Raw genomic sequence first — 21,386 nt, 5'->3', positions numbered from 1 at the left:
CGAACCCGCATGGCCTGAGCCTCAGGCCTCTTCGTACTCGCTCAGCGGCACGCAGCTGCAGAACAGGTTGCGGTCGCCCCACACGTTGTCCACGCGGCCCACTGGCGACCAGTATTTCTGGCGGCGCAGCGAGGGCAGCGGGAAGGCGGCGGCTTCGCGGCTGTAGCCGTGGGCCCATTCCGTGGCGCTGACCACCATCGAGGTGTGCGGCGCGTTGACCAGCGGGTTGTCCTCTCGGGCCAGCTTGCCGGACTCGACGTCGGCGATCTCGTGGCGGATCTGGATCATCGCGTCGATGAAGCGGTCCAGCTCGGCGCGGCTCTCGCTCTCGGTCGGCTCGACCATCAGCGTGCCGGCGACCGGGAAGCTCAGCGTCGGCGCGTGGAAGCCGTAGTCGATGAGACGCTTGGCGACGTCCTCGGCGCTGACGCCGGAGCTGTCCTTCAGCGGGCGCAGGTCCAGGATGCACTCGTGGGCCACGCCGCCGCCCTTGACGCCATCGATGTTGCCGCTGAAGTGGATGTCGTAGTGGTCCGACAGTCGGGCCGCGACGTAGTTGGCCGACAGGATGGCGACCTCGGTGGCCTTCTTCAGCCCCTCGGCGCCCATCATGCGGATGTACATCCACGAGATGGGCAGCACGGCCGCATTGCCCAGCGGCGCGGCGGAGACGGCGCCGATGTTGGTCGCCTTGCCAAGCCCCGCGGTGCGGTGCGCGGGCAGGAAGGGCACGAGGTCATCGACGACGCAGACTGGGCCGACGCCCGGGCCGCCGCCGCCGTGGGGGATGCAAAAGGTCTTGTGCAGGTTCAGGTGCGACACATCGCCGCCGAACTCGCCGGGCGCCGCCACGCCGACCAAGGCGTTCATGTTGGCGCCGTCCACGTAGACGCGGCCGCCATGGGCCTTCACCATCGCGCAGATCTCCTTCACGTGGGTGTCGAACACGCCATACGTGGAGGGGTAGGTGATCATGATCGCGGCCAGTTTGGCGGCGTGCTGCTCGCACTTGGCCTTCAGGTCGGCGAGGTCGATGTTGCCTTCCTTGTCGCACTTGGTGACGACGACCTGCATGCCGCACATCTGCGCGGAGGCCGGGTTGGTGCCGTGGGCGCTCTCGGGGATCAGGCAGATGTTGCGATGCGCTTCACCACGCGACTCATGCCAGGCCTTGATGGCCAGCAGGCCGGCGTACTCGCCCTGCGAGCCGGCGTTGGGCTGCAGGCTGATGCCGGCGTAGCCGGTGCACTCGGTCAGCCAGTTCTGCAGCAGCTGGTCCAGCTCGGTGTAGCCGGCCAGCTGGTCCTGCGGCGCGAAGGGGTGCACGCCCGCGAACTCCGGCCAGGTGATGGGAATCATCTCGGCCGTGGCGTTGAGCTTCATCGTGCAGGAGCCCAGCGGGATCATGCTGCGGTCCAGCGCCAGGTCCTTGTCCGAGAGGCTGCGGATGTAGCGCAGCATCTCGGTTTCGCTGTGGTGGGTGTTGAAGACAGGGTGGGTCAGGTAGGCGCTGCTGCGGCGCAGCTGGGTAGGGATCAGGCTGTCGACACCGGCAGCGAATTCGGCCACCGTCGGCACGGTGGCGCCAGCAGGCGCGAACCAGCTCCAGATGGCCTCGATGTCCGCACGCGTCGTCGTCTCGTCCAGCGCGATGCCGACATGCTTGTCGCTGATCTTGCGCAGATTGGCCTGGGCGGCCACGGCCTTGGCCATGACGGGGGTGGGATCGCACTCGACCAGCAGCGTGTCGAAGACATGCGGCGTGACGACCTTGACGCCCATGCGGGTCAGGCCGGCGTGCAGGATGGCCGTGTAGCTGGCCACGCGCTCGGCGATGCGCTTGAGGCCTTGCGGGCCGTGATAGACGGCGTACATGCTGGCCACGACGGCCGGCAGCACCTGGGCCGTGCAGATGTTGGAGGTGGCCTTCTCGCGGCGGATGTGCTGCTCGCGGGTCTGCAGCGCCAGGCGCATGGCGGGGTGGCCTTGCGCGTCCTTGCTCACGCCGACGAGGCGACCCGGCATGGAGCGCTTGAATTCGTCCTTGCAGGCCAGGAAGGCGGCGTGCGGGCCGCCAGCGCCCATGGGCATGCCGAAGCGCTGGCTGTTGCCGGCGACGATGTCGGCGCCGAACTCGCCGGGCGACACCAGTAGGGTCAGCGCGAGCAGGTCGGTGCAGACGATGAAGGCGGCCTGCTTGGCATGGGCCTGGTCGGCAAATGCCTTCAGGTCGTGGATGAGTCCGGTGGTGCTGGGGTACTGGCAGACGACGGCGAAGTAGTCGTTCTCGGCCATCAGCGTGGGCGCCATGCCGACCTTGACCTCGATGCCCAGCGGCGCACAGCGCGTCTGGATGACCTCGATGGTCTGCGGGTGCACGTCGCCAGCGACGATCAGCGTGTTGCTCTTGCTCTTCACGCCGCGCTTGGCCAGCGTGACGGCTTCGGCGGCCGAGGTCGCCTCGTCCAGCATGGAGCCGTTGGCGATGTCCATGCCGGTCAGGTCGGTCACCATCGTCTGGAAGTTCAGGATGGCTTCCATGCGGCCCTGCGAGATCTCGGCCTGGTAGGGCGTGTAGGCCGTGTACCAGGCGGGGTTCTCGAGGATGTTGCGCAGGATGACGCCCGGCGTGTGGGTGCCGTAGTAGCCCTGGCCGATGAAGCTCTTGTAGACCTTGTTCTTGCTGGCGATCGCTTTCAGCTCAGCCAGCGCGCCTGCCTCGGTGATCGGCGCAGGCAGCTTCATGTCCTGGGCGCGGCGGATGGACTTGGGCACGACCGCGTCGATCAGCGCCGTGCGGCCGGCCACGCCGACGGCGGCGCACATCAAGGATTCATCGACGGCATCCGGCCCGATGTGGCGGGCGTGGAATTCGGAGGCGTCTTCGAGATGGGAAAGCGGCGTCGGCATGGCGGATCTTTTGGCAGAGGGAAAACCAGATGCAACCACAGAGGCACAGAGACACAGAGAACTCATCTCTGGCGTTGCTCTGTGCCTCCGTGCCTCTGTGGTTGCATTTATTGAACTGCGGAGGGCTACAGCGTCTTCAACAGCGCGTCGTAGGCGGTCGAGTCCATCAACGCGTCAAGCTGGGCGGGGTTGCTCAAGCGGACCTTGAAGAACCAGCCAGCCTTCAGCGGGTCGGTGTTGGCCAGGGCCGGGTCATCGCGCAGGGCTTCGTTGACCTCGGTAATCTCGCCGTCCACCGGCATGTAGACGTCGGCCGCAGCCTTGACGGACTCGACGACGCCGGCGACTTCCTTCTCGGCATAGGTCTTGCCCACTTCAGGCAGGTCCACGAAGACCACGTCGCCCAGCGCATCCTGCGCATGCACGGTGATACCGACGGTCGCCGTTCCGTCGCCGTGGACGTTAAGCCATTCGTGGTCGGGGGTGTACTTGATGCTCATCGTTCAGCCTCGGTAGTAGCGGTTGGGGGTGAAGGGGGTGGCGGAAACAACCATCGGCGTGCGCTTGTCGCGCACGACGGCGAAGACTTCGGTGCCGACGGTGGTGTGGGCCTTGTCGAGGTAGGCGAGCGCCACCGGCTGGTTGACCGTGGGGCCCAGTGTGCCGCTGGTGACGGCGCCGATCTCGGTACCGTCTGCCGACACGATCTTGGCGCCCTCGCGCACGGGCATGCGCTCCTTGCCCACCAGGCCCACGCGCTTGCGGGCGGCGCCGTTGGCGAGCTGTTCATCAATGACGGCTGCACCGGGGTAGCCGCCGGCACGCGCGCCACCGGCGCGGCGCACCTTCTGGATGGCCCAGGTGATGGACGCTTCGACCGGCGTGGTCGTCTCGTTGATGTCGTGGCCGTAGAGGCACAGGCCCGCTTCCAGGCGCAGCGAGTCGCGCGCACCCAGGCCGATGGGCTTGACCTCGGGTTGCGCCAGCAGCTTGCGGGCGAAGGCGATCGCGTGATCCTGGTGGACCGAGATTTCGAAGCCATCCTCGCCGGTGTAGCCAGAGCGGGTCAGGAAGAAGTCAATGCCGTCGACATAGAAGAAGCCGCCGGTCATGAAGGTCAGCTTTTCGACACCGGGAATCAGGCGGCTGAGCGCGTCGACGGCCAGCGGGCCTTGCAGCGCCAGCAGCGCGCGCTCAGGCACAGGAATGACCTCGCAGCGCGAGCCGATGTGCTTTTGCATGTGAGCAATGTCCTGCTCCTTGCAGCCGGCGTTCACCACCACGAACAGGTCGTCGGGGCGCTTGCAGACCATCAGGTCGTCCAGCAGGCCGCCCTGGTCGTTCGTGAAGAGGGCATAACGCTGCTTGAAGACGCCGAGGTCGACGATATCGACCGGCACCAGGGTCTCGAGCGCAGCGGCGGCATCCGAGCCGACCAGGCGCACCTGGCCCATGTGCGACACATCGAACAGGCCGGCGGCGGCCCGCGTGTGCTTGTGCTCGGCCATCACGCCGGCGGGGTATTGCACCGGCATGTCGTAGCCGGCGAAGGGCACCATCTTGGCGCCGAGTTCGACGTGAAGGGCGTGCAGGGGCGTTTGCAGCAAAGAGGACATCAAGTGCTCCGACGAAATTCGGGTTTGGATGTCCTCGCTGTCCCTGGTACCTGAGAGATTGACAAGGCGGTTGGCAGTCCCGCGCAAGCTTGCCCCTTCGGTGAGCCGGCTCCAGGGCCGGCTTCTCTCCAGTGAGGAACGTCGGGAGTGTCTGCCACTGGTGGCGCCCACTCAAGACGTTTGTCAGTCCTTTTGCCTGAGCGTTCGGATCGCTAGACCCTGCGCCTTCGGCGGCCCCCAACTTCAGCGGGGCGCTCTCCTGACGAGTGAGGATTCTATGCACATCTAGGGGGCTGTCCGCGCAAGCAGCTAGGGGCAGACTCGCGGCCATCATTTATGAGGAGACCGCCATGTTGCCCATTCGCGCCGCGCTTGCCCTAGCGATTGCCTCCTTGGCGGCCCCCGCAGGAGCCGTCACCAGTGTCACGGTGCAGCTGGGTGTGAACCCGAATTTCTTCGGCGGCACCGGCCCGGTGAATACCTTGCTGACCCAGCCCAGCACCGCTGAATTGAGCAGCGGCCTCGTGACCGGCGGCTTCAATTCCAGCGGCGCCGCCCATGCCTTCGCACAGGCCGGCACCCTGAAGATGGACGGCACCTCGACGGGCAGCCTGAACAGCCTGGCCCGGGCGACCTTCCGCGACGATTTCAAGCTGGATCTGGCCGGGGTTGCCGCGGGCACCCAGGTGGTCGTGCAATTCGATCTGCTGCTGAGTGGCAGCTTCAGTGTCGGCGCGTCCAATGAGGCTGCGGCGAACTGGCAGGTGCGCGCCGACATGGGTGGCGGCGCCTTCGACCTGGGTGCCGGGGGGCATCTGTACAACAACTCCCCAACGCTGGCCATCCACGGCTATGTGGGGGACCCCATCGGCACTTTGCACGGCATGGCCACCATCAACACCGGCCAGATGCTGCCTCTGTATGTGGAGCTGGAAGCCTCGGCCCAGACCTCATACAACGGTCAGGGCGGCGCCCTGGCCACGGCGGCCTTCGACCTGGGGCACACGCTGCGCTGGGGCGGCATGACGGTCTCGCTGAACGGCGTGCCGCAAAGCCAGGTGACGCTGACCTCGGGCTCGGGCTTCAACTACCTGCAGGCGGCCCCCGTGCCCGAACCGGGCACGCTGGTGCTGGCGCTGTGCGGCGCTTCAGTCCTGCTGGCGAGAAGGATGCGCCAGTCCTGAGATGTTCTTTCCGGCGGGCCGAGCGCCGGGCCGCTCCCTAGCCGGCCCGCGCTGGCGATGTGCTTGGCGGTCAATCCGCCAAGCATCGCCGTCCCCTTGGGGGCTGAGGCCGGACATGGCGCGCCCAGTGGGCGCGGTGTGCCTGCCGAAGAGCTGCGGCACTGCCGCAGCGCGGTCTGCAAGACCGCCCGGGCGGACACGCGTTCAGCGCGGCCAGACCGGGCGAGGGGCGCCATTTCAGTCGCCGAGGTGGCCCGACTCCAGGGCCTCGCTGTCGATGGGCATGGTCTGGCCATCGGCGCCTTCGAAGAACAGTGGCTTGCGCGCCTTGGCAATAGGCGCGACCTGGTTCATCGTCATCGCGTCGAACAGGCGGCCGTTCTGCATGACCTGGGCGATGCGGTCGCTCTGGCGGATGTCGGCCAGCGGGTTGCCGTTGATGACGACCAGGTCGGCCAGCTTGCCGGGTTCGATGGAGCCCAGGTCCTTGTCGAAGCCGAAGTTGCGTGCCGGGTTGATGGTCGCAGTGCGCAGGGCTTCATGCGGGGTCATGCCGCCGAGCACGAACATCCACATCTCCCAATGCGTGCCCAGGCCCTCGCGCTGGCCGTGGGCGCCAATGGAGGTGTTGACGCCGGCGCGTGACAGCTGGGTCGCCGTGCGGGCCACGCGGATCACGTTGAAGTCCTCCTCGGGCGCGGTCTCGCGGCGCACGGAGCGCGGCTCCAGCACCGTGCGCGGCACATAGCGGCTCAGCAACGGGTGCTTCCAGACGTCGGTGCGGGCGTACCAATAGTGCTCTCCGTCCAGGCCGCCGTAGCCGACGTTCAGCGTCGGCGTGTAGCCCACTGCCGTCTGGCTCCACAGCTGCTTGACGTCGTCCCAGACCTCGGCCACCGGCAGCGCATGCTCCACCGTCGTGTGGCCGTCGACGATCATGCTCATGTTCAGCTGAAATAGCGAGCCGCCTTCGGGCACCACCATCATGCCGGTCTGGCGTGCGGCCTCCAGCACCTGCTGGCGCTGGTCGCGGCGCGGCTGCTGGTAGCTCTTGACGCTGATAGCGCCTTCGGCCTTCTGGCGGTTCAGATGGGTCAGCGCGTCGTCCAGGCTGTTGACGTTGGAATAGAAGGGCGTGCGGGCACCGTAGAGGATGGTGCCGGTCGAGTAGATGCGCGGGCCCAGCACGACGCCGGCGCGCTGCATCTCGGCCTGCGTGAAGATGGCCGAGCTGAGGTTGGACGGGTCGTGCAGCGTCGTCACGCCGAAGGCCAGCGAGGCGAGGTTGACCCAGCTCTGCTGCGGGATCAGGCCCGAGTCATTCATGGAACCATGCCAGTGGGCATCGATGAAGCCGGGCACGATGGTCTTGCCGCTGGCGTCGATGCGCTTGGCGTCCGCGGGAATCGCGACGCCCTTGCCGACCGCCACGATGCGGTTGCCGTCGACCAGGACCGTGCCGCCCTCGATGACTTCATCACCCTTCATCGTGACGATGCGGGCGCCAGTCAGCGCGATCTTGCCGCTGGGCTTGTCGCTGGCCTGCTCAAAGCCGATCTTCTGCGCAGTGGTCTTGTCCTTGCCTTCGGCATTGGCGGTGAAGAGCTCGTTGCCCAGCGTGAAATGCAGCTTCCTGCTGTCGCCGCTCCAGTGCAGCGCCGAGCCGGCGTTGACGTCGAGCTGGCGCACCGGCAGCGCGTCCATCTTGGCGCCGACGGTGATGGTCTTGCCGGACTGGCCCTGCACATTCGGCAGCGGCATCACGTAGGCGTGGTAACGCTCGACAAAGCCCAGCCACTGGCCGTCGGGCGACACGCTGTACTCGGCCGCCGCGTCACTGCGCGCCACCTCGGTTTCGCTGCGGTCGCGCAGGTTCAGGCGCGTCAGCGAGAAGCGCTGTTCGACCTCGCTCGTGCTGCTCGTCTTGGTGAAGAAGAGCTCGTCGCTCTTCGCACCGAACTGCGCGCCGCTGCCCTCCTTGCTGATGCGCTCGGGCTTGCCGGAGCCATCGGCCACGGCGAGGTAGAGGCCGGTGTCCAGGCTGTGCCAGGGGCTGGTCAGGCCGCCGCCCTTGACCTTGCGGTAGACCACCTGCCTGCCGTCCGGCGACAGGCGCGGCTCCAGGTACTTGCCCGGCTCCTTGACGAGGATGGTCTCCTTGCCGGAGGCGATGTCCAGGCGGCGAATCGTGCCCTGGGTGTCGTCGCGCCAGGTGGCATAGACCAGGCTCTTGCCGTCGCGCGCCCAGTTCGGGGCGAATTCAAACGACCCGTCCTGCCTGGTCAGCCGACGAGGTGTGCCGTCCGGCAGATCCTTGACGTAGAGCGAGCCCAGCGCCGAGTAGACGACGCGCCTGCCGTCCGGCGAGACTTGGGCGCCGCGCAGCTGGTGCACGGCGAACTTCTCGGGTGCGACGGCCTGCGCAAAGCGCATCGGCTCGCGCAACTCACGCGTGTCCTTCACGTGGAAGGGAATGTCGGCTGCCGTGCCCTTGAAGGGGTCGACACGCCAGATCTTGCCCTCGGCCCAGACGACCATCTCCTTGCTGCCGGGCATCCACGCAAAGCTGGGATACACGCCCCACATCGCCCAGATCTCCTGCAGATCGCGCGACAAACCGCTCCAGGCCGGGCGCTCGACACCGGTGCTCAGGTCTTTCAGGAACAGCGTGCTCTGGTTGCGCACGCGGCGCACGAAGGCCAGGTATTTGCCGTCCGGCGAGGGCGTGGGCCGCACCGCGCCACCCGCGCCTTGCACGAAGGCCTCGACCGAGCCGTCGTTCAGGTCCTGGCGGTAGATCTTGTAGATCTCGCCATTGCTGTCCTTGTTGTATTCGAACGTTTTTCCGGGTGTCGTGTCCTGCGAGTAGTACAGGTATTTGCCGTCCGGCGACACCGCCGGTTCGCCCAGGTCCTTCTGCCAGTTGGGCTTCTCGTTGAGCTGCACGCCCTTGTTCTTGGCCGCGTCGCCGTCGACGTGGAAGAGCCAGATCTCGCCCGAGCCCGCACTGCGCGTGCCGGTGTAGTGCTTGCGCGCCAGCAGGTATTTGCCGCTGGGGTGCCAGACCGGGTTGTTCAGCAGGCGGAAGTCTTCCTTGGTCACGGCGCGGGTGCCGCTGCCGTCGGCGTTCATGACCCAGATGTTGTCGCCGCCGCCGGCGTCACTGAGGAAGGCAATCTGCTTGCCGTCCGGCGAGAAGCGGGCCTGGTGTTCCCAGGCGATCGAATGCGTCAGGGCCTTGGCCTCGCCGCCGCCGATGGGCAGGGTGTAGAGGTCGCCGAGCAGGTCGAAGACGACCGTCTTGCCGTCGGGGCTGACGTCCACGCTCATCCAAGTGCCCGTCTTCACATCGATGTTGGCCGTCCTGGCCACGCCAGGCGGCGTGTTGACATTCCAGACCGCGGACGCGGCCGGCGCGGCAGGCTTGGGCGCTTCTTGCGCGTGCGCGGCCAGGGCTGCGGCCAGCAGCAGGGCGGGGGCGGCGTTCAGACGGTGCATGGAGGCAGGTGTTGGGAAGACCAAAACCTTCGATGCTAGCGAAGGGTGGCTTGCCCGCCCGTTCGTCACGCCCCAGCCAAGGCCAGGGCTTCTGCGAGGTTCAGGGTTTGCCCGGAGGCCCAGGCCAACTTGGCGCCATCGCGGCTGAGTTGGGCGCCGGCCAGGCGGCGCACACGCGCCAGCGCGCGGGCTTCGCGCGAGCCCAGGGCGCCCAGATGGTGCTGCCAGTACTGCTCGGCAAAGGCCGCCAGCTGCAGCGCCTGCTCGGGCTGGCGCAGCCGTGCCAGCGGCCGGGGGAAGAGCTGCAGCGCCAAGGCCCGCGCGTGCAGATGCTGACGCCCATGCGCGATGCGCAAGGCCTGGCGAGCCGCCGCGAGCGTGGCCGGCCAGTCGCGGCGGGCTTCGTGGATCATGGCGAGCGAGATGGCCGCGTCGAGCTGGCCCACGCCGTCGCCATCGGCCTCGGCCAGCCGCTGGCAGGCCGTGATCCAGCCCAGCGCGGTGGCGATGTCGCCCAGCTCGATCAGGCACTGGGCGCGGTTGCGCAGCCTTGCGGCGGCCTGGCGCGAGTGGCCGACCGCCTCCCACAGCTCCTGGGCGCGGGCGTACAGCGCCTCGGCCTGCGCGGGCTGGCCACGCGACACGGCTATTGCCCCAAGCTGCTGCCAGGCACGTGCCTCGGTGGCCACGTCGCCGACGCGCCGGGCCAGGCCGATGGCTTCTTCAAGTGGGCGGGTCTGACCCTGTTCGCGGTTGTCGCCGGCCAGCAGCACCCAGGCACGGCGTACCAGGGCCGGTGCGCGGGCGGCGGGATCGCTGCCAGCCAGTTGCAGCGCACGCTCGGCCTCGGCCAGCGCGAGGGCGCGGTCGCCGTGCGTGAAGGCCAGTTGCGCCCGCAGCTCATGGCCGGCGGAGGCGGGTGCGTGTTGCAGCAGCAAGCCGAGTTGGTCCACCAGCGCGCGGTCCACGCCATCGCTTTCCCAGCAGGGACGCATGGCCAGCGCCAGGCGCACACCCGCGGTGGCGTCGCCATCGTCGACGGCACTGGCGATGAGGGCGCGGGCCTGCTCGCGCCGTGGCGCCCAGGCCGTGATCGGCGCCTGCAGGCCCAGCGCCAGCGCCCAGTCACGCAACGCCACGCGCAGCGTGCCGCGCGCACCGCGCTGCTCGGCCGCGTCCACGCGTGCGAGCACCCCGCGGCGCAGCAATTCCAGCATGCGGTAGCGAGGCTCGGCATCGCCGCCGGCCTGCAACAGGGAATGGCTGGCCAGCTCATTGAGCAATGCCGGTGTGCCGCCGAGGGCTGCGACGTCGGCCCAGGCGAAAGCACCGGGCAGGGCGGCCAGGCGCTGCAGCAGGGCACGCGGCTCGGGGCCGAGCAGGGCCAGGCTCCAGTCCAGCAGGCCCGTCACCGAGGCGTGGCGTGGCGCTCGTGTCGGACTGGCGAGCCAGGCAGGCAGTGGCGCGGCCTGCGTGCCGGGGTCGCGCCACTGCGCCAGCATCTGCGCCGGCGAGAAGCTGCGCACGCGGGCGGCCGCCAGCTCCAACGCCAGCGGCAGGCCCTCAAGCTCGCGGATCAGTTCGGTCAGCGCGGCCTGGTTGTCGCGGCTGGCATGGAAGTCGGCCCGCACGGCGCGGGCGCGGTCGATGAAGAGGGCCTGGGCGGTGTCCTGGGCCGAATTCTCAGCACTTGCGAGCGGCGCTACATCGACGAGGGTTTCGCCGTCCACCTCCAGCGCATGCCGGGACGTGACGAGCAGGCACAACGTGGGCGCCTGCGCCAGCAGCCGCTGCACGGCCTGGGCGACGACGCCGAGGGCCTGCTCGGCGTTGTCCAGCACCAGCAACCGCAGGCCGCCGGGGTCTTGCAGTGCGGCCTCGATGGCCGGCCAGCCGCCGCCGCGCGTGATGGTCAGGGCACGCTCAAGCGCGGCCACCAGGCCGGCCTCGTCACGCACCTCGGCCAGGGCTGCCATGCCGCAGCTCCAGTCGAGCTGCTTGAACTGCTGCCAGGCCAACTCCACCGCCAGCCGCGTCTTGCCGACGCCACCGGGACCAATAAGCGTCAACAGGCGCGCTTCAGGCCACTGGGCGGCGAGTGCCTCGAGCCGGCCCGGTGGCGCGAAGTAGCGCGTCAGATAGCGCGGCAGGCTGGTGGCGGACGAAGCCAGCGCGGGGGGCGGTACGAAGTGCAACACCGACGGCGGCTCGGCGGGCAGGTCGTCAGCCAGTGCCGCCAGCCGATGCCGCTCGGCGACGACCCAGTCGTCGAAATGGCCGGGCAGCAGTTCACCGCCGTAGTGGGAGGTAAGACGGGTTGCCTCGAAGTCGTGCACGTCTGAAGCCAGCGAACCGGGCACCAGCGAGATCTGCAGACGGTCGGCGTTGAAGAGCGGCGCCTCGTCGGTTTCGAGCAGGGCGCGCAGCGTGGACAGGGTCTGGCGCAACCGGTTGCGGCCGACGTCCAGTTCGACACCCGGCCACAGCAGCTCGACGAGCTCCTCGCGCGGATGCTGCCGCCTGGGCGCCAGCGCGAGGCGGGCCAGCAGCAGCACGCTGGCGCGGCTGGGCAGGCGCGTCAGCTCGACGCGGCCGGCCCGCTCGATCTCGAAACCACCGAGCAGGCGCAGCCGGAGCATGGGTTCAGAACAGCCACCAGACGAACAAGCCGCCAAAGATCAGCCACTGCAGGCCGTAGTAGGCGAAGCGGCTCCTTGCCTTGATGCGCTTGCCGAACATGCGCACTTGCTGCACATAGGCGAACAGCTTGTTGATGCCGCCGGTCTTGTCGGTGTCGGAGTTGGGGGCGGCTGCGGCGCGGATCAGCGTGTGGCTGATGAAATGGTTGAACCAGCGCGCCACCGGGTTGTTCAGCGGCCGCTCGACGTCGCAGAACAGGATGATGCGCATCACGTCCGACTGGTTCTCGGCGTAGTGAAGGTAGGTCTCGTCGAAGATGACGCCCTGGCCGTCGCGCCAGCTGTAGCGCTCGCCGTCGACCGAGATGAAGCAGCTGTCGCTGTTGGGCGTGACCAGGCCGAGGTGGTAGCGCACCGAGCCGGCAAACGGGTCGCGGTGGGTGACGAGGCGCCCGCCCGGCGGCAGCGCCGCGAACATCGCGGCCTTCACCGTCGGGATGCGCTGCAGCAGCCCGGTCGTCACCGGGCAGAGTTCGCGCGCCGACGGATGCGCGTCGCCATACCACTTCAGGTGAAAACGCGTCCAGCCGGTCTTGAAGAAGCTGTTGAAGCCGGCGTCGTTGTACTTGTCGCTCTTCTTGATCTCGCCGGCCTGGGCCAGCAGATGAGCTTCGGCGCGGATGTCCTGCCAATGGTCCTGCAGCAGCTTGAGCTCCGGGAAGCCGGCCACCGGCAGATAGGGCTTGGCCGGCAGCCTGGAGAACAGGTACATCAGGCAGTTGATGGGCGCCATGAAGGTGGAGTGATCCATCAACTGGCGGAAGAAGCGCAGCCGCACCCGGCCGCGGAAATGCACGTACATCGTGCTGGCGATGAAGACCGCCACGATGAGCAGCTTGATATAGGGAATGTCGTGGGTCATTTGGCGTAGAAGTCTGCCTCGCCGGGCGGGCGCGACTTGAAGCGCTTGTGCAGCCAGAAGTACTGGTGCAATTGTCGGCGCGCCTGGGCCTCGATGACGGCATTCATGCGGGTGGCGTCCGCCACGATGTCGTCGGTCGGGAAATTCTCCAGCGGCGGCTCGATGACCAGCGTATAGCCGTCGGCCTCCCGGCGCGGGTAGCAGGGCAATACCGCCGCCTTCGTGACGGCCGCCATGCGCGACAGCCCGCCGATCGTGGCCGCCGGCACGCCGAAGAAGGGCACGAAGACCGAGTCGCGGTGACCGAAGTCCTGGTCGGGCAGGTAGTAGAGGCGGTAGCCCTCCTTCAGCGCCCGCAGCGTCGGCCGCGTGCCCTGCTGGCGCGCAAAGATGATGCCGGTGCCAAAACGCAGCCGCTTGGCGCGAAAGAACGCGTCCAGCCAGGGGTCCTTCTGAACCGAGTAGATGCTGACCAGCGGCGTCTCCAGCGACACCCGCAGGCCGGCCAGGTCCAGGCCGGTGAAGTGGGGCATCATCAGGATGACATTGCGCCCGTCCAACGCGCGCAGGTTCTCGAGGCCTTGAATGCGGACCAGGCGCTTCAGGCGCTCGCGCGAAGCGAACCAGCCATAGCCGTACTCCAGCAGCATCTGCACCATGGCAACGAAATTCTGGCGCAGCAGGCGGCGGCGAGCTGCCGGTGTCCAATCCGGCAGCGCGAGCTTGAGGTTGACTTCACCGATGTGCCGGCGTGACGACGGCATCGATGCGACGACGTTGCCAATCAGCCAGCCCAGGGCCGCGATAGCGCGGAACGGCAGCCAGCTGAGCAGCCAGACAAAACCGACAAGAAGCCTCAGGCCCACGATGTTTCCTGCCGTTTATTCAAGGCATTCCTTTTAAAAACAATCACTTAGGGGCGAAGTGCGCTTTGCTGGCGCCCGGCCATTGTCTCAGGCCGTCAGCGCCATCCGCCGCAGGCGCAGCCTTTGCGCCGCCAGCAGCAGCAGTGGGATGGCCGCCAGCCAGGCATAGGCCCACGCTGACGGATGCATCCACCACGCCGCCACGACCAGGCCGCATTGCAGCAGCATCGCATTGCCAAAGCCCGCACCACGCCCGCCGGCGTAGCTGGCGATGAGCATGGCCGCCAGCCACAGGCCGAGCAGCACGCGCAGCGCGAGCCACGGCAGGCCGGGCTGGTCGATGGCCAGCAGGCCGATCAGCGCCGGCCATTGCAGCAGCGCGAAGCTGCAGGGTTCGGACAGAGCGCGGTGGCTGATGGAATTTGGATTCATGGCCAGCTCCAGGGCAGGTTCAGCGCCGGTACAGGCGCAATCGGAATGCCGTCGTCGCGACGACGTTGTCCCAGTTGTTGGGCGCCGCGACGGCGTCGAATTGCGCCTGCGTCCGGTAGGGCTTGCCGGCGTTGATGCGCTGGGCCATGGCCGCGTCCACGCCCGGCAGGCGCATCAGCTCGGCCGCGGACATCTCGCTCACATAGGCCGGCGCGCGTGGCGCATCGGACAGCGCGTAGTTGTCCACGTTCTCGTCCACCGTGTTGGTCAGGCTCAGCGGCGGCACCTGCGAGCCGGGCTGGCCGGTCGACAGGTCGGTGGCCGTACCTGTCACGGTGCGAGGCACGGCCCTTTCCGCCTGGATGATGTCGGCGATCACGGCGTCATCCGGGTTGCCGGTGGCGCGCAGGCGCGCCTGGTCGGCGGCGCGTGCATCTCGGCCGAAGGTGGCCCTGACCTCGAAACGCACCGGCACAGCAGGCGAGCCATGCACGCGGGTCTTAGCGTGCTCCTCGAAACCGGCCGACATGCTGCTGTTCGCCGACCTTGTCAGCGGCGTCAGGTTCGCCCAGGAGGCCCCGGTGCCGCCGAGGTGGTGGTTCAGCAGATGGCCCATGATGTAGTAGGTCGAGCCACCGTGGCGGCGCCGTCCGAGCGCTTCCCACAGTCCGCCCGACACGCTGGGTTCGCTGCCCGGTGGGTGCACGGCACTCAGCCTCTCCACCGTGACCGAGTGCCCCATGCCCGACTCCAGGTCGCCATACTCCGGCGCCGTGGACGCGCCTGCACCGCCGCCCATGATCTCCTTGGCGAGGTCGACCAGCTGGGTCGTCAGCAGCACCACCTCGGCCTCGGCGTTGGCGCCGGGGGTGGTGGTGGAACCGTCCGCCGCCGGGGGCGCCGCGGTGCGCTGCACGCGCAGCAGATCGGCATACAGGCCGCGGGCCCGCGCGATCTTGGTCTGCTTGGCGGCGCTGGCGCCGGCGGCCTGCGCATCGAGAAAGGCGCCGAAGGACTGCGGGGTCGACGCGATGGTCAGCTGCGCCGTGGGGCCCTCGCCGGTGAAGTAGAGCTCATGTCCTTCACCGTTTTCGTCGGTGAAGCCGAAGCGGCGCCGCCACCAGCCGACGACGGCGCTGGCCGCGTCGCGCACCGCCGCCACGCCGCGCCGCGCCATCGCGATGAAGGCCTGGCCCAGCTCGATGGCGCGGTCGATCAGCCAGTCGATGGCCTGGTCGACCAGCGCGCGCACCGTCTCCAGCAGCTCGTGCATGCGCTCGCCGATGCGGCCCAGGCCGAACTGGTTGGCCAGGAAGCCGATGGCCACCGGCATGGCGCGGTCCAGCGCGTCCTCCAGGAAGACGGCCGCGCCGTCGATGGCGCCGTGGGCGATGTCCAGGATGCCGTCGAGCACCTTCGAGACGATCTCCAGCATCTCGCGCAGGTACTGCATGAAGGACTCGATGGCGTTGTAGACGGCCACCAGCGTGTTGATGACCGGCATGATGCCGGTCACGTCCAGCAGGCTCATCAGCCAGCGCGTGGCACGGCCGATGATGGCGTCGGTCACCCAGCTGATGACGCCGTCCAGCACGCGGTCCCACAGGTTGGACAGTTGGTTCTGGATCTCCACCCACAGCCCTGCCGGCCCCTCGTTGATGAGGATGGACAGGAAGTGCCAGGCGCCGGTCGCCAGATTCATGATCTGGCGCAGGCGGCGCACGGTGGCGGCATCGAGCTTGAGCGCCAACCGCTCGAAGATGTGCTCGACGGTGATGCCCAGCACCTGCAGCACGAAGCCGAAGATGGAGCCGATGGAGAAGTCGCGCGGCGGCGTGATGCCGGCGGACTCGGCCTGGCCGAACAGCCAGCCGCTGACGCCATTCAGCAGATGGGTGCCGATGTTCTCGAAGAAGCGGCCGAAGCCGGCCTTCACGGCGCCCAGCAGGTTGACGAGAAAGCCCACCGGGTCGGTCAGGATGTCGCCGATGGCCGCGGCGGCCTTGGCCAGCACCTGCACCACCAGCTCCGGCGGCAGGCCCAGCACGCGCAGCACCGACTGGAAGAAGGTCCAGGCTGCGCCGGCCAGGTCGCCGTCGACGAACACCTGGCGCAGGATGCGCAGTGCCGTGGCCTGTACGCGCGGCCACAATGTCGGGTCGCTGAAGAACTGGCCGAAGACGGGGATGCGCGCCAGGATCTGGTTGAAGACGAAGTTCTTGATCGGCTCACGGATGCAGCAGGGAATCGCTTCCCAGACGCTGGACAGGATGAGCTGGGGCAGGCGCATCAGATCGCCCACCACGCCGATCAGCCGGCGCACCACGCCCACCGCGTTCTCGACGAAGGGCGTCAGCGCGTCGAAGCCTTGCAGCAGCCAGTCGAACAGGCCGCGCACCTTCTCGTCCGCCCAGCTGACCAGGCGCAGCGCCGCGTCCTCCAGCCAGCCCAGGGCATTGGCCAGCATGGCCATCAGGCTGCTGGAGCGCAGGCTGCCCATCAGCGACGACACCGCGTTGCCCAGGGCGCCCACCTTGGTCGACACCCAGCCGCCCGCGTCGACGATGACGTTGCGCACCGTGCCGATCACCTGCGTGACCGACGGCAGCACGGCGGCCAGCGTGTCGCGGTTCTCGGCCACGCCGTCGCCGCCTTCCATGGCCGTGGCCGAGGCATTCAGCTGCGTCGACATCTGCTGCATCTGCTGGCCGAAGTTGCGCATCCAGGGCGGCGGCAGCATGTCGGCCACCTTCTGGGCCGTGGCGGCGATGGGCTGCCAGACGGGCGCCGTCTGTTCCTTGACCCAGTCCCAGGCCTCGCCGGCCTTGGTCGTGATCCAGCCGACGATGCCGCCCGAGCTGTCGCCACTGCCAGCCTCCTCCGGGCCGAAGAGCTGCTCCTTGACCCAGCCCCAGGCGTCACCCACCGCACTGCGTATCGGCTCGGTCCAGTTCCAGATGTCGGTGCCGAAGGCCTCGATGCGCGCCCACACGGCACCGGCCTTGCTGCGCAGCCACTCGATGGCCGGCGCGCCGTAGCCGTTCCACAGGTCGGTGAAGAAGTCGCCGATGGGCTGCAGGAAGGTCGTCAAGCGGTCCCAGGCTTCGCCGGCCACCTCCGTGACAAAGGTCTTCAGTTCGTCGATGGCGTTCAGCAGCGGCTGGCAGTCGCCCGAAAGCAGGGCTGCGGCAATGCCAGCGGCGCGCTCGACCAGGCCGGTGAAGACGCCCAGCATGGCCGTCAGCGTGCCGCTGGGGTCCAGCGCATTGAGTACCGAGGCCAGGCCGTCCAGCGCCGAAGACACCATGTCGCGCAGCAGCGCCATCGGGCCGCGCTCGATGACGGGCACCAGGCTGGGCGCCACTTCGCGCACCAGGCGCATCGCGATGGTGCCGATGGCCTCGCCGACCGCCTCGACGGCGGAGCCGGCTGCGTCCACGCCGGCATCCACGACATCGCCGCCGAAGTCGGCCACGGCGCCCGCGGCGTCGCCGAGGGTGTCCAGCACGCCCGAACGCTGCACGCCGGTCGCGGGTTGTTCCTTGGCTGTCAGCGGCGCGCTGCTGGCCACTTTCTTCGCATTGGCCTCGGCTTCGCGTTCGGCCTTGTCGTGGTGGGCGCCGCCGTCGGCCGCGCTGGGCTGGGTGGCTGGCACGCCAGCGCCGCGCTGCTGCACCACGTGGGTGAGTTCATGCGCGAGCAGGCCGCGGCCCTCCGCACTCTCTGGCGCGAAATGCGCGGCGCCAAAGACGATGTCGCTGCCGGCCGTGTAGGCCCGCGCGCCCATGCCCGCCGCGGAATCCGCTGCCGCGCCATCGGTATGCACGCGCACGTCGGCCAGCGGCGCACCAAAGCGGCCTTCCATCTCGTTGCGCACCGGCGCCGGCAAGGGTTGGCCGCGGCCAGCCTTGTCCTGCAGATAGCGTGGCAGGCCGGCGGCTGTTGTTGGTGCAGTGGCGCGTGCTCGCGGCGGTCCGCGGCTGGCGGCGCCTCGCGGCGTGCGTGCGGTGGCGGTGCGCGCCTGCATGGTCGCTACAGGTCCGCAGGCGCGCTGCGCCCCAACTTGCGGTACTCGGCGCGCAGTCCGTCGGCGATGTCGGCGTAGGCGATGCGAGCGCCGCGGGCGCGGGCCTGGGCGGCGGCGGCCAGCACGGCATTGCGCACATGGCCACCGGCGAAGTCGCCCAGCGCGGCCAGCCGGTTCAGGTCGGCGGCGCTGCAGTCGCTGGCCTCGCCGAGGTGGGCCTGCCAGAGGCTGCGCCGCGCAGTGGCGTCGGGTGCGACGAAATCGACGATGAAGTCAAGGCGTCGCGCAAAGGCCGGGTCGAAGCGGGCGCGGCTGTTGCTCGTCAGCACGACGATGCCGCTGTGGGTCTCGATGCGCTGCAGCAGGTAGTTGGTCTGGGCATTGGCGAAGCGGTCATTGGCGCTGGCCACCTCGGTGCGCTTACCGAACAGCGTGTCGGCCTCGTCGAAGAGCAGGATGGCGTCCGCATGCTCGGCACGGGCCAGCAGCTCGGCGAGGTTCTTCTCGGTGTCGCCTATCCACTTGCTCAGCATGGCCGCCAGATCCACGCGGTAGACCGGCAGGCCCAGGCGCTGGGCCAGCCATTGGCCGGCGAGCGACTTGCCGGTGCCCGAGCCGCCGGTGAACAGCAGGCGTACGCCATCGCAGGCCCGCGTGCGCGCGGCGGCGCCCAGGCCGGCATGGAGCGTCTCACGCTGCATGCAGCGCTGCACGATGCGCTCCAGCTCCACGCGCAACTGCGGGCTGGCGACGAGGGCGGCGTCGGGCACGGATTCGCTCAGCGGTTGGGCCAGCGCGTCGAGGGCCCGGCCCGAGGGCGTCATCAGCGCGGCGCGGTGCAGGCTGTCGACCGTCGCCTGACCAGCACCGAGCAGGCGGGCGAGGCGGGCGTGGTCGCCGATCTGTGCATAGCCGGCGCGGTACCGCTGGGCGGCCTGCGCGGCGAGCACGTCGTCGGCCAGGGCCTCATGCCAGAGCGCAGCGCGTGTGGCGGCGTCGGGCAGGGGCACGCGCCAGTCGGCCATCGGGCCGTCGCGACGCACGCCGCCGTCCAGGCCGGTGACGACCAGCGCCGGGCCGTCGTAGACAGCCAGGGCCGGCAACGTGGCCACGGTGCCGGGGGCGCCGTCGATCTCGAAGACGGGCACGCGGCCGGTCAGCACCAGCCAGGCTTCGGAGCCGGGCGGCAAAGCGTCTGCATGGGCGAACCAGGCCGGCTCGGCGCCGAGGCGGCGCACGAGTGCGTCGGCCAGGCCGCGCGCTTCGTGGGGCGCGGCGCTGCGGATGACGAGGCCGGAACGCGGCATGGCGGCCAGGTCGCGGGCCCAGTCGGCCAGCGCGGTGTCGAGCAGCGGGACGGCGGCGACGCGCCAGAGCGCGGGTGTCGGCGCGCCGGGCCAGTCGCAAGCCACGCCGGCCAGCGCGGCGGCGATGGGGGCGGGCACGCGCAGCGCGGTTTCGCACAACGGGCGTGAGGCGTTCGGTTCCTCGCTTTGCAGCAGGCCGTGGCGCATCGCGCGGCCATAGGCCAAGGCGTGCAGGGTCGTGGTCTCGCTGCGTTGCGGGTCTGTGTCGGAGAAGCTTTCGTGCAGCGGCGCGAAGGCGCGGGCGAGCAGGGCCAGCGCGGGCCGCGGGCTGGCCTGGGGCGCCTGCATCCAGGCGATGACGCGGCAGGCGAGCGGGTCGTCTTCCACGGCGGCGACCAGTGCCAGCACCAGAGTCTCGATGGCGCTCAGACCAAAGGCGTCGCGAGCGCGAGCCAGGGCTGCGTCTCTGTCCAGGCTGGCCAGCGCGTGCTTGCGCCAGTCGTCGCCGCCCGCGGCGGCCAGCGCCTCGCGCAAAAAACGCTCCTCGGGTGCAGCAGTCGGTTCGCTCGGATGAATGAGCAAGGCACCCAGCGCCGCCAGGCCGAAGTCGCGCGGGCGCATCGTCAGTTGGGGCGGCAAGTCGGCGGGGTTCACGACGGGTAATGGAAGTGCACGATGCGGCCCAGCCAGGGAACGAAGCCGGGGTTGATGTCGAAGCCGGCGCGGCGGATGCGCAGGTCCAGCGCCGTGGGCGGGAACTCGATGTCGATGCGCTCGGGCGACACCCAGGCCGCGCCGTGGCGGCGGGCGATGCGCAGCAGCGGCAGGCCAGCGTCGTGGACGGCGGCGAGGCGGGCGGTGCGCAGCCAGTACGGGCTCTCCGCTGCCGGCAAGTCCAGGCCTGCCACAGCGGTGTGGATGAGGTCGTCGTCGGGGATGCGAAAGCGCCGGCACGCCGCTCGCATCGCGCCGGCCCAGGCGGCCAGCGGGTCGTCGGCATCGTCCAGGCCGTGGCGCAGCAACAGGGGCAGCATCAGCCACAGGCCGGACCAGGGGCTGGCAAGGCCGGGGTCGAGGACGGTCTGGGATTGCGAGGCCGTGACAGCCCGAGTCGCAGGCGGCGTTGTGGCGATGGCCGCTCGGAAATGGGGCGCCGCCACGGCCGGCCCGTCCAGATTCGGTGTGTGGATTTTCGTCGGTTCGCGCTCCGACAAGAGCGCGGCTGGATGCGCGGGACTGCACTCGATGACCGGGTTTTCAGCGACGACGGGCATCCCCGTCATCACCTCAAACAAACGGGCGCGCGGTGTCTCGGCACTGGGCGCGGGTGACGCCGCCAGAGGTGCACGCGCCGCGGCGTGAAGTCGCCGATGGCGCCATGCCGGCGTTCCGCTCGGCGCCTTCTCGATCAAGTTCAGCACCGCCTGCACCTGCACGTCGGTGATGGCCGCGATGAACTGCGCCGCCATCCGGTGTTCCGCGATCAACTCGAGCAGCAGGCGTGCCTGCAAAGCCTGCTTTCGCAGATCGACGGCAGAACCCGTCGACGGCATATCTTTTTCGGTGGCCAGCATCAGTGCCACGGCCCGCTGCGGCCATGCCGTGTCCACTTGGGGCGGAAGCAGCCGCTGCCAGAACCAGGCCGCGGTCGGCTCTCCCCGTAGCCAGCGCCGCAGCAAGGCCTGGTGCGCCACCGCCAGGCTGGTTGCCCAGACCGCCTCGGCCGTGTCGCTCGCCTGCTCGATGGGACAGGCCTGCGCCGCGAGTTGCCGCCAGGCCCGCTCGAGTTGCGCGGCGAGCGCCTGCGCACTGGCGCCCGCGGCCGTACGCAGGCGCAGCCGGCGCACCAGCACGAGACGATTCAACAGCGCGGGCGGCTTGGTCGACACGCGCAGCGCGTCCTCCACCTTAGTCATCAGGCCGGGCACCGCCAACCGCGACCTCAGCCGCAGGCGTTGGACGGTGACTTCGGCGGTTGCCATGGT

The 21,386-nt window shown here is 69.1% G+C and carries 12 protein-coding genes and 2 riboswitches; of the genes, 1 reads left to right on the top strand and 11 read right to left on the bottom strand.

Annotation, left to right across the window (positions count from 1 at the left end; genetic code table 11):
- Positions 1–21: 21 nt before the first annotated feature.
- The 3 genes from gcvP to gcvT form a co-directional block, all read right to left on the bottom strand.
- Complete coding sequence (gene gcvP / locus ASC95_RS20445; protein WP_057299569.1) at positions 22–2,910, bottom strand: aminomethyl-transferring glycine dehydrogenase; 2,889 nt, start codon at positions 2,908–2,910, stop codon at positions 22–24.
- 125 nt (positions 2,911–3,035) lie between these two features.
- On the bottom strand, positions 3,036–3,410 hold the full coding sequence (gene gcvH, locus ASC95_RS20440; protein WP_057299568.1) for a glycine cleavage system protein GcvH: 375 nt from the start codon (positions 3,408–3,410) through the stop codon (positions 3,036–3,038).
- Positions 3,411–3,413: 3 nt separating this feature from the next.
- Positions 3,414–4,526 (bottom strand): glycine cleavage system aminomethyltransferase GcvT, encoded by a 1,113-nt coding sequence (gene gcvT / locus ASC95_RS20435; RefSeq protein ID WP_082568098.1) that lies wholly within the window; start codon positions 4,524–4,526, stop codon positions 3,414–3,416.
- Positions 4,527–4,553: 27 nt separating this feature from the next.
- Positions 4,554–4,668: riboswitch (glycine riboswitch) on the bottom strand.
- A gap of 32 nt (positions 4,669–4,700) precedes the next feature.
- Positions 4,701–4,798: riboswitch (glycine riboswitch) on the bottom strand.
- Between the two features lie 78 nt (positions 4,799–4,876).
- On the opposite strand from gcvT, the gene ASC95_RS20430 reads away from it, so the two are divergent.
- Positions 4,877–5,710 (top strand): hypothetical protein, encoded by an 834-nt coding sequence (locus tag ASC95_RS20430; protein WP_057299567.1) that lies wholly within the window; start codon positions 4,877–4,879, stop codon positions 5,708–5,710.
- Positions 5,711–5,947: 237 nt separating this feature from the next.
- On the opposite strand, the gene ASC95_RS20425 is transcribed toward ASC95_RS20430, so the two are convergent.
- The 8 genes from ASC95_RS20425 to ASC95_RS20390 all read right to left on the bottom strand — a co-directional run bounded on the left by ASC95_RS20425 (position 5,948) and on the right by ASC95_RS20390 (position 21,383).
- Positions 5,948–9,208 carry an amidohydrolase family protein gene (locus ASC95_RS20425; RefSeq protein WP_057299566.1) on the bottom strand — a complete coding sequence of 1,087 codons (3,261 nt, stop codon included), beginning with the start codon at positions 9,206–9,208 and terminating at the stop codon, positions 5,948–5,950.
- A 65-nt stretch (positions 9,209–9,273) separates the two neighbouring features.
- On the bottom strand, positions 9,274–11,847 hold the full coding sequence (locus tag ASC95_RS20420; protein WP_057299565.1) for a hypothetical protein: 2,574 nt from the start codon (positions 11,845–11,847) through the stop codon (positions 9,274–9,276).
- Positions 11,848–11,851: 4 nt separating this feature from the next.
- The gene (locus ASC95_RS20415; protein ID WP_235537995.1) at positions 11,852–12,769 is read right to left on the bottom strand and encodes an aspartyl/asparaginyl beta-hydroxylase domain-containing protein; all 918 of its coding nucleotides are present in this window, start codon (positions 12,767–12,769) and stop codon (positions 11,852–11,854) included.
- Positions 12,766–13,635, bottom strand: coding sequence for a lysophospholipid acyltransferase family protein (locus ASC95_RS20410; protein WP_057299564.1), 870 nt, complete (start codon positions 13,633–13,635; stop codon positions 12,766–12,768). Before ASC95_RS20410 ends, ASC95_RS20415 begins: the two co-directional genes overlap by 4 nt.
- An 87-nt stretch (positions 13,636–13,722) precedes the next feature.
- Positions 13,723–14,067: a hypothetical protein gene (locus ASC95_RS20405; RefSeq protein ID WP_057299563.1), complete on the bottom strand. Its 345-nt coding sequence runs from the start codon at positions 14,065–14,067 to the stop codon at positions 13,723–13,725.
- A 19-nt stretch (positions 14,068–14,086) separates the two neighbouring features.
- Positions 14,087–18,094, bottom strand: coding sequence for a DUF4157 domain-containing protein (locus ASC95_RS31510; protein WP_057299562.1), 4,008 nt, complete (start codon positions 18,092–18,094; stop codon positions 14,087–14,089).
- Between the two features lie 5 nt (positions 18,095–18,099).
- On the bottom strand, positions 18,100–20,055 hold the full coding sequence (locus ASC95_RS20395) for an ATP-binding protein (protein WP_057299561.1): 1,956 nt from the start codon (positions 20,053–20,055) through the stop codon (positions 18,100–18,102).
- Positions 20,052–21,383 (bottom strand): hypothetical protein, encoded by a 1,332-nt coding sequence (locus ASC95_RS20390; protein ID WP_057299560.1) that lies wholly within the window; start codon positions 21,381–21,383, stop codon positions 20,052–20,054. Before ASC95_RS20390 ends, ASC95_RS20395 begins: the two co-directional genes overlap by 4 nt.
- Positions 21,384–21,386 lie beyond the last annotated feature (3 nt).

Source organism: Pelomonas sp. Root1217 (assembly GCF_001425705.1).
In the GTDB taxonomy this organism is placed as follows: domain Bacteria; phylum Pseudomonadota; class Gammaproteobacteria; order Burkholderiales; family Burkholderiaceae_C; genus Pelomonas.
Note: the sequence above shows the minus strand (reverse complement) of the source record. Positions and strands in the feature narration are given on the sequence as shown.